This window comes from Collinsella sp. AF11-11 (genome assembly GCF_003465485.1).
GTDB lineage: Bacteria > Actinomycetota > Coriobacteriia > Coriobacteriales > Coriobacteriaceae > Collinsella.
The window spans coordinates 1-8,893 of sequence record NZ_QSAS01000026.1 but is presented as its reverse complement, the minus strand read 5'-3'; the positions used below and the strand labels follow the sequence as shown (position 1 = coordinate 8,893).

The window sequence follows — 8,893 nt, the reverse complement described above, 5'->3', positions numbered from 1 at the left end:
AGTCCAAGTTTCGGGGCGCAGTTCACTGTCCCCTTTGTGGTGGTTTTTGCCCTTACGGCGGTTGCAGCGGTTACAGCGAGCCCTTAGTGCTGGGGATGCCCTGCACGCGGGGATCGAGCTCGCAGGCGCGGCGCATCGTGCGGCCCACGGCCTTAAAGGCAGCCTCGATAATGTGGTGCGAATTGCCGCCCGCCAGCTCGCGCACGTGCAGCGTGAGCTTGGCGTCACGCGCGAAGGCATAGAAGAACTCGACGGCTAGCTCGGTATCGAAGCTACCCACGCGCTCGGTCGGCACGGGCAGCTCGCAATAGGCCTGGCCGCGACCCGAAATGTCCACGGCGGCCATCACGAGCGTCTCGTCCATGGCGATCGCCGCGTCGGCAAAGCGCGTAATACCCGCCTTGTCGCCCAGCGCCTGGCAAAACGCCTCGCCCAGCACAATGCCCGTGTCCTCGACGGTGTGGTGCGCGTCGACCTCGACGTCGCCCACCGCGTGCACCGTCAGATCGAACAGACCATGGCGGCCAAAGGCGTTGAGCATGTGGTCGAAAAACGGCACGCCGGTCGAGATATCGCACACGCCAGATCCGTCCAGGTCGAGCTTTACGACAATGTCGGTCTCGCCCGTCTTGCGGGTTACCTCGGCATAGCGGTCCATCTACATCTCCTCCTTCACCAGCGCGGCAAACGCGGCCAGCACCTCGTCGTTTTCTTGCGGGGTACCCACGGTAATGCGCAGACAGTCCGCAAGCCCCGGCGCATAGCTAAAGTCGCGCACCAAAATCGAGTACTCGTCGCGCAGGCGCTCGCGCACGCGTGTGGCATGCGGCGTGCGCACGAGCACAAAGTTCGCCGCGCTCGGCCATACCTCCACGGGCAGGCCCTCGGCAGCCATTGCGCGCAGGGCGCACAGCTCGCGCTCGCGCTCGGATGCGACCTGTACCACCACGGGCGCGTACGCATCGCGGGCACGCACGCAGGCAAGCGCCGCCGCCTGGCTCAGCACATTGACCGAATAGATCTGGCGAATCGCCGCGAACACGTCGATGACTTCGGGTGCCGCGATCACGTAACCCAGACGCGTACCGGCAGCGCCAAACGCCTTGGACAACGTATGCAGAATCACCAGGTTGGGATGCTCGGCGATAAGGCCTTGCGCCGTGGTGGCCGCGCCAAACGAATCGTCGGCAAACTCAACGTAGGCCTCGTCGACCATGACCATGCCGGGGCACGCATCGCACAGCGCCGCGACAAAGTCGAGCGGTGCCACGTCGCCCGTGGGGTTATTGGGCGAGGTCACGATGGCCAGGTTGCACTCGGGTGCCGCCGCAAGCACGGCTGCCTGGTCGAGCTCAAAGGTCGCCGGGTCGCGCCACACATCGCGCACCTCGGTCTGGCACAGAGACGCAAAGAAGGCATATTCGCTAAAGCACGGCGGGCAGTTGAGCAGGGTGCGCCCCGCGTCGCCAAACGCCAGCAGGTAGTTATAGAGCAGCTCGTCGCCGCCGTTTCCCACGCAGATGCTCTCGCGCGTCACGCCATGCCAGGCAGCAAGCTCGTCGCGCAGATCGTTGGACATGGGATCGGGATAGCGGTTGAGCGGCGTGGCAGCCAGGGCTGCATCGATTGCCTCACGCACGCCGGCAGGCACGGGATAGGTGTTCTCGTTGGCCGAAAGATTGATGCGCGTAGGCGTAAAGTTGGGATCATAGGGCTCAATGCCGGCCAGGTAGGGCTGGACGAGTTCCTTCATGCGCAGCGTAAGTTCGGCCATGTTAGGCCTCCTCGCCGGTCGCGCCAGCGCCATCCGAGCCTGCAGCCGCCAGGTCCACACCCTCGGCGACCGTCGCCACAGCGTCGCCCGGCCAGGCGACCTTGGTCAGGTCGGCCGCAGCCAGCGACTCGGCACTCACGGCATCCTCGCCCTGCTCCAGCACGCGACGACGCAGGGCGGCAGAGAGCGCGTGCGCCCACAGGCCCTCGGCCTCGGCCAGGCGCTGCGTAGCGGGAGCGTCGGAGAGCAGACCCTCGGGCGTATAGCAAATGACGCTCGAGCGCTTAACGAACTCTTCGACCGAAAGCGGGTTGGAGAACATGGCCGTGCCGCCGGTCGGCAGCGTGTGGTTGGGGCCGGCAACATAATCGCCAAGCGGCTCGGAGCTCCAAGCGCCCACAAAGATGGCGCCGGCGTTGCGAATGCCGCCAAGCAGGCCCATCGCGTCCTTGCAGTGCAGCTCCAGGTGTTCGGGCGCCACGGTGTTCACGGCCTCGACGGCGGCAGCCATATCGGCGGCCACCACGATGGTGCCTTCGTTGTCGAGCGAAGCGCGCGTGATCTCGGCACGCGGCGACTGCGCCACCAGGATGTCGATGCCAGCCTCGACCTCGCGCGCAAACTGCTCGTCGCAAGTCACCAGATAGCAGGCTGCCAGCGGATCGTGCTCGGCCTGGGCCATCAGGTCTGCCGCGACCACCATAGGCTTGGCCGTGGCGTCGGCCAGCACGCAGACCTCGGAGGGACCGGCGACCATATCGATACCCACGTCACCCGAGACGATCTGCTTGGCCGCGGCAACAAAGGCGTTACCCGGTCCAGTGATTTTGTCGACGCGCGGAATGGTCTCGGTACCATACGCAAGTGCGGCCACGGCCTGAGCGCCGCCCACCATATAGATCTCGTCCACGCCGCCGAGCTTGGCGGCCGCGAGCGTATACGGGCTAATCAGTCCATCCTTTTGCGGCGGGGTTACCATGACCACGCGTTTGACGCCGGCCACCTTAGCGGGAATGGCGTTCATAAGCACGGTGGAAGGGTACTGTGCACGACCGCCCGGCACGTAGATACCGGCCGCAGCAAGCGGGGTCACCTTAACGCCGAGCATCGTGCCGTCCGAGCGCGTGGTAAACCAGCTCTGCTCGACCTCGCGCTGGTGGAACTCGCGAATCTGGCGCGCGGCCTTCTCAAGCGCGGCGACAAAGGCCGGGTCGAGGCCTTCGAGCGCGGCATCGATCTGCTCCTGCGGCAAGCGGAAGCTCTGCAGCTCAACGCCGTCAAAACGCTGAGAGTAATCGCGCACCGCGGCATCGCCGTTGGCGCGCACGTTGGCCACGATATCGCGGGCGGCGTCGACGATGTTTTGCGGCAGCACGCCCTTGCGGTTGAGCTGGTTGGTAACGAGGCGCTCACCGGGAGCAAGCTTGATGGTCTTCATATCGGTATCCCCTATCGGTCGAGGTTGCGTTTGGAAAACGAGATGCCGGGCGGCGGCGTCTGTCGGCCCGCCGCCCGGACGTTGGGGCGCCCGTGCGTGCTCGCGCTATTGTGCCGAGCCCGCAACGGGCTCAAAATGCTTGTCCTTCACGGCTGCCGCCAAGCGATCTGCCAGATTGCGTACGCGCGGATCCAGACGTGCGGCGCCCGGATTGACAAAGAAGCGGGCCGTGCAGTCCATAATGCGGCCGGTGATGACCAGTTCGTTGTCGCGCAGCGTGGCGCCCGTGGCGGTGATATCCACGATGCGATCGGTCATACCGACGATGGGTCCCAGCTCGATGTTGCCGTGCAGCGAAACAATGTCGGCGTTCACGCCGCGCTCGGCATACCAGGCACTCGCGATGCGCGGGTACTTGGTTGCCACGCGAAGCGAACCGCGGCGGGCATAGTTGCGCTCGGCCTGACCGGCGCGCCAAGCGGGCTCAGCCTCAATAAAGGTGCACAGGCCGTAGCCCAGATCGACCAGCTGCAGCAGGTTGAGGTCGGCCTCGATAAGCGAATCCCAGCCGCAGATGCCGCAATCGGCACCACCGCAGCCCACAAAGGCAGGCGCATCGCTGGGACGCACGATGACAAACTCGATATCGCCGACCGCGCCCTTGCCGGCACGCGTGTCGCGGCCGCGCACGATCAGGTGACGGCCGGGGTCACGCAGCTCAGAGACGTCCAAGCCCGCGGTCTCGAGCACGTCGAGCGTGTCGGCCTTAAGCGAGCCCTTGGGCACGGCGATGCGCAGCGGGCCCTCGGCGCCACGGCCCGAGGCGTGATCGCCATCGGAAGCGGCGTCCTCGGCCGAGGTGCGCGCGGCCTCCAGGCGCTCGAGCGAAAAGGCGAAGCCCGCCGCCGGCACCTCGATGCCGTCGCCAAATGCACCGGTAAAGATAGAGTCGTAGCGACCGCCCGAACCGACAGGATCGGGCAGGCCGCCGGCATAGGCCTTAAAGACCAGGCCCGTGTAGTAATCGAACGAGTTCATGATGGAGAAGTCGAAGGACAGCACCTGGGCGTCCTCGGGCGCCAGGCCCTCGACCAGGGCACGCAGCTCGCGCGTGAGCGGCGCGACGATACCGGCAGCTTCCAGCAGCGCGTCCACACGGTCGAGTACCTCGGCACCGCCGTGCAAGCGCGGCAGCTCACTAATGGCGGCCTTGACGGCCTCGGACTCGGCGCTTGCCGCCACGCGGGCATCGAGGCCCACAAAGTCATTGGCGTGCACGCAGCGCAGGGCCTCGGCAGCCAGCTCGCGATCCTCGCACGCCGCGAGCAGCTCCTTAAAAGGACGAACGCTACCTGCGATAATGCGCGCATCGGGCAACGCCAGCTTGCGCACGGCCTCGGCTACCAGCGAGACAATCTCGACATCGCCCGCGGCATCGCCCGCACCGATAAGCTCAAAGCCCAGCTGCGTAAACTGACGCGAGCCGCCGGCATTGCGCTGGCACTCGCGAACCACCGGCGCCTCGTAGCGCAGGCGCAGCGGCAGATCGGCCGCGCGCATGCGGGTCGAAACCAAGCGCACGATCGGCAACGTGTTGTCGGGACGAACCACCAGCAAACGCCCGTCATCGTCAAAGAGCTTAAACGGCGTGTCCGCAATGCGGCCACCTTCCTCGAGCGAACCCTTGTCCTCGAGCAGCGGCGTTTCAACCGGCAGATAATGATGCTCCCTAAAGCAGCCCTTCACCGTACATGCGATCTCCTCGCGTGCCTGAGCCTCCTCGGGCAATATGTCCCGGAATCCCCACGGTGTGGCCGTCATCTGGTGAGCCTCCTCATGCTGTGCTTCGTATAGAACAGAAGACCGGCATAGCTCCGCCGGTCTTCTGGGTACTTTAGCATACTAGAGTGTTTGCGGGGGAAATCCGTCGCAGCCGCTCACACCGTATTCATTTGGAAACATGGGGCAGATTGCCGCAGCCCAACCCCACCTAGGCGCCAATCGCACGACGATACTCTGCCATTACCTGCGCATCGGCAGCTGCGGGGTCGGCAAAATAGCGCCCGTCATAGGTCTCGGCCGAAACAACTCCGCGATAGCCGCGCGCCACCAGCCTATCCAGGTCAGCGCGCATATCGCGGTCGCCGTCACCCCAGGCAAGATGCGTCGTGCCATCTGCCGCAACATCGACAAAATGCACGTGGGCGACATCATCGCCAAGCAGATCGAAGTAATCGTCGATGGTATCCCCCGCCACCGCCATGGCGCCCATATCCAGACACGCCTTAAGTGCCGGATGATCAACTGCTTCGATCATGCGCTTCGTATCGGCCGCCGAGTTCACGATCATCGACTCAACCGGCTGTAGGGCTTCGAGCACCAGTCGCACGCCGCGTTCTCCCGCATGCTCGGCAATCGCACGCAGCATCGAGGCGCTGCGACCCCACGCGTCCTCGATCGGCTCGTTCAAAAATGCCCAGCCGCTCGAGACCATGACCTGCTCGGCTCCAAGTTCCGCCGCGATATCCACAACGTTCTTAAAGTACGCGAGCGTGCGGGCACGCGCCTCATTCCCACGCGCCGCGATATTCCACGGCTTGGGGTTGTTCTGTTCGGGACAAAGCCCCACAATCCGAACTCCATACCGCTGCGACAGCTCCCGCACCTGCTCGAGCGAATCGTATCCATGGCAATCGACATACAGATGCATCGCCCCGGTCCAAAGCTCGCAACACGTGTAGCCCGAGGCCGCTGCCGAGGAAAAGAATTCCTCAAGGTCAAAATAGCGATGGCTGATATTCATGACGGCAAGCTGTGGATACTCCATCTTGTCCACCTTTCGGCAAAAGGGCGCCGCAGCACAGTGTGCGCGACGCCCCCTCTTACATTGTTTTAATTATGACGGATGCCCTACTGAACACCAAGCACTCCAAAGAACGCGCCGGCGATACTCACGAGTAGGATCACGAGCATGATGAGCAGCGGATTCATCTTCTTCTTGAGCATGAGATAGACGATTCCAAACAGCCCCATCGTGACAAAGCCCGGGAAGATTCCGTTGAGCAGCTCGGCGAGCGTCTGAGCGACATCGCCCGCGCCGACCATGAGCGGAATGTCCACGGTGACCATCTCCATGGTCATAGCACCGATCACCATGGCGCCCATGATAGAGGCCATCTTGACGATCGTGTCCATAATGCCCGATTCCTGGACCTTGCTGATCATGTCCGAACCAAAGCGATATCCCACAAACGTCAGCAGGTAACGGATAATGTAGTGAGGGACGTTGAACACGAGCAGGAACAAAATCGGGCCAAGAATAGAGCCCTGCAGCGCCAGCGACGTGCCGACACCCGTTGCCAAAATTCGCAGCGTGCCCCAGTAGAAGGCATCGCCCACGCCGGACAGCGGTCCCATCAAAGCAAGCTTGACATTAGAGATCGCGCTCGTGTCAAAGCTATCGTCAGTAGCGTTGACCTCTTCCATTGCGGCAGCAATGGACATGGGGAGCGTCGAGATGTACGGCGTGACGTTATAGAGCTCCATATGGCGCTTGAGTGCGGCCTTAAAGTCTGCATCCTGCGGATACAGCTTGCGAAGGATCGGCATAAGGGCCCACATAAAGCCGATATGGCCCATACGCTCGTAGTTCCAGGAATGCTCATAGGGAATCGAGCGCCAGAACAGCTTCTTAAGGTCTGCGCGGGAAATCAGCCCGTCATAAGAAGACTCAAACTTAAAACTCATCGAACCCACTCCCAATCGCAGGATCCTCGGTTGCCACTGCGGGCTGCTCCGCCTTTTTCTTCTCGCCCAAAACCGTCATCGCGACGACGATGATCGCGGCAAAGATCGCCACGCCCGTCGTGCTAATGCCAAAGTAGGCGACGAGGAAGAAGCCAGCGAAGAAGAACGGAGCCACCGTTTTGTTCATAATCATCTGCGCCAGCATCGCAAAGCCGAGTGCGGGCAAGAAGGCGGCGGCGACATCCATGCCGGTCTGAACGAAATCGGGGATGATGTTGAGCAGGCTGGCGACGGCATCGGCGCCAAAGAAGAATGCCAGGGGAATAATCAGCAGGCCGCACCAGCTCTGCGCATAACCCGCGATAAGCATGTTGCGCGTGATGGCCTTGGTGTCTCCGTCCTCGACGTTTTTGTCGATACGGTGCACCAACAGCAGCATCACCGGCTGGCCCAGGGCGGTATCGAGCGCCAGAACGATCGTTGCGATGGGAATGCCCAAGGTCAGGGCCGCCGAAGCGTCCGCACCGGCCTGCATGGCAAGCGATACGCCCAGGATAGTGCCGGAAATCGTATCGGGCGGGTTATACGCACCGACCGAGATGGCGCCGACCATGGCAAGCTCCATCGTGGCGCCCATGATCGTGCCGGTCACCATGTCGCCCATGACAAGGCCAACCAGAGGTCCGAGCACAATCGGGCGCTGGAGGTAGCTCGTGCCCGTCAGCCACTCGGAATAACCCAAAAGGGCAATAAGGAAAATCAGGATTGTCTTGATAACCATGATGGCCCCTAACCGATGACCTTCGCGGCGTCAGTCTTCGCATCTGCCGGAATCATCTGAATGAACAGCTCGTAGCCGTCGCCGAGCAGCTCCTTCACGTAGGCCTCGTTCTCGGGCGTAAGGAACACGCTCGTCGAGACCTGGCGGGCATCCTCGCTAAAGGCAACATTGCCGAGGTTGATCTTCTTGACGCCCATCGCCTTGGCGACGGCACCGGCCTGCTGGATCGTCTCGCAAACCACGAAGAGCTTGTACTTATCGGTCACACCGCTCTGGAGCGCCTTGACGGCATCCTCGGTGTTTTTGACGACGACCTTGCAGCCCTCCGGCTTTGCAAGAGACAGGGCCTGCAGACGAAGCTTGTCATTGAGGACTGTGTCGCTCACCAACAGGATGCAGTCGGCACCCAGAGCCGAGGTCCAACTAACGGCAACCTGGCCGTGCAGCAGTCGATAATCTACACGAATCATCTGAATCATGATGTGCTCCTAACGATTAAAACTCATCGAGTTCGGCCTGCCCCAGCAGGTCGTTGACGTACTTGACCTTGGTGTCGTCCGCCTCGACGATCTGGCGAATGGCCTCATCGATCGGGGTGGAGTCGGGCACGAACAGCAGCTGAATAAGGAGTGGCAGGTTCATATTGGTCACCAGGTGCGTGTTGGGGCGCGTCTGGACGATCTTGGTGAACTCGTTGTTGACGCTGCCGCCAAAGAGGTCGGTGCAAACTACGACCTCATCGTCCGCGGCAAAGCCGTCCAGAATCGCTGCAGCCTCCTTGACCAGGTCCTCGTTTCCGTCGACATACATAGACAGCGCATGGACGTTTTCGCGCTCGCCGGAGAGCAGGCCGATGCTCTCGACGATTCCAGACGCGAAATGAGCATGGGACGCCACGATAAACTGCCTCATTCGATTCCCCTTTCTTGCGAATTTCGGCATAAAAATGCCCGGACGCATGCGCCCGGGCAGGGTGCTTCTTGATCAGTAGCTTATTTGTCACCGATTAGTAGTCGAACTGGTGATAGTAACGACGGTAGTTGAGGTTGTGCTTGGTGACCGTCTCGTAGTAAGCAGCAAGGCGATCGGTGATCAGCGAGGAGAGGATCCACGGAGACACGATGACGCGGAACTCGTCGTCAAGGCCGGGGAT

General features: G+C 62.2%; 9 protein-coding genes. All 9 read right to left on the bottom strand.

Annotation, left to right across the window (positions count from 1 at the left end; genetic code table 11):
• Window positions 1-70 precede the first annotated feature (70 nt).
• The 9 genes from hisB to DWV58_RS09505 all read right to left on the bottom strand — a co-directional run bounded on the left by hisB (window position 71) and on the right by DWV58_RS09505 (window position 8,652).
• Window positions 71-658 carry an imidazoleglycerol-phosphate dehydratase HisB gene (gene hisB, locus DWV58_RS09545; RefSeq protein WP_117757617.1) on the bottom strand — a complete coding sequence of 196 codons (588 nt, stop codon included), beginning with the start codon at window positions 656-658 and terminating at the stop codon, window positions 71-73.
• Window positions 659-1,774, bottom strand: a complete 1,116-nt coding sequence (hisC, locus tag DWV58_RS09540; RefSeq protein ID WP_233540561.1) for a histidinol-phosphate transaminase — start codon at window positions 1,772-1,774, stop codon at window positions 659-661.
• Window position 1,775: 1 nt separating this feature from the next.
• Window positions 1,776-3,212: a histidinol dehydrogenase gene (hisD, locus tag DWV58_RS09535; RefSeq protein ID WP_117776927.1), complete on the bottom strand. Its 1,437-nt coding sequence runs from the start codon at window positions 3,210-3,212 to the stop codon at window positions 1,776-1,778.
• Window positions 3,213-3,317: 105 nt separating this feature from the next.
• A complete protein-coding gene (hisG, locus tag DWV58_RS09530; protein ID WP_117776926.1) occupies window positions 3,318-5,033 on the bottom strand; it encodes an ATP phosphoribosyltransferase in 1,716 nt (571 codons plus the stop codon).
• A gap of 169 nt (window positions 5,034-5,202) precedes the next feature.
• Window positions 5,203-6,039, bottom strand: coding sequence for a sugar phosphate isomerase/epimerase (locus DWV58_RS09525; RefSeq protein WP_117640904.1), 837 nt, complete (start codon window positions 6,037-6,039; stop codon window positions 5,203-5,205).
• 83 nt (window positions 6,040-6,122) lie between these two features.
• A complete protein-coding gene (locus DWV58_RS09520; protein WP_117776925.1) occupies window positions 6,123-6,959 on the bottom strand; it encodes a PTS system mannose/fructose/sorbose family transporter subunit IID in 837 nt (278 codons plus the stop codon).
• Window positions 6,949-7,740 (bottom strand): PTS sugar transporter subunit IIC, encoded by a 792-nt coding sequence (locus DWV58_RS09515; protein ID WP_117640903.1) that lies wholly within the window; start codon window positions 7,738-7,740, stop codon window positions 6,949-6,951. The genes DWV58_RS09520 and DWV58_RS09515 overlap by 11 nt, the downstream gene beginning before the upstream one ends.
• An 8-nt stretch (window positions 7,741-7,748) precedes the next feature.
• Window positions 7,749-8,219, bottom strand: a complete 471-nt coding sequence (locus DWV58_RS09510; protein ID WP_117776924.1) for a PTS sugar transporter subunit IIB — start codon at window positions 8,217-8,219, stop codon at window positions 7,749-7,751.
• 16 nt (window positions 8,220-8,235) lie between these two features.
• Window positions 8,236-8,652: a PTS sugar transporter subunit IIA gene (locus tag DWV58_RS09505; RefSeq protein ID WP_117637123.1), complete on the bottom strand. Its 417-nt coding sequence runs from the start codon at window positions 8,650-8,652 to the stop codon at window positions 8,236-8,238.
• Window positions 8,653-8,893: the final 241 nt, after the last annotated feature.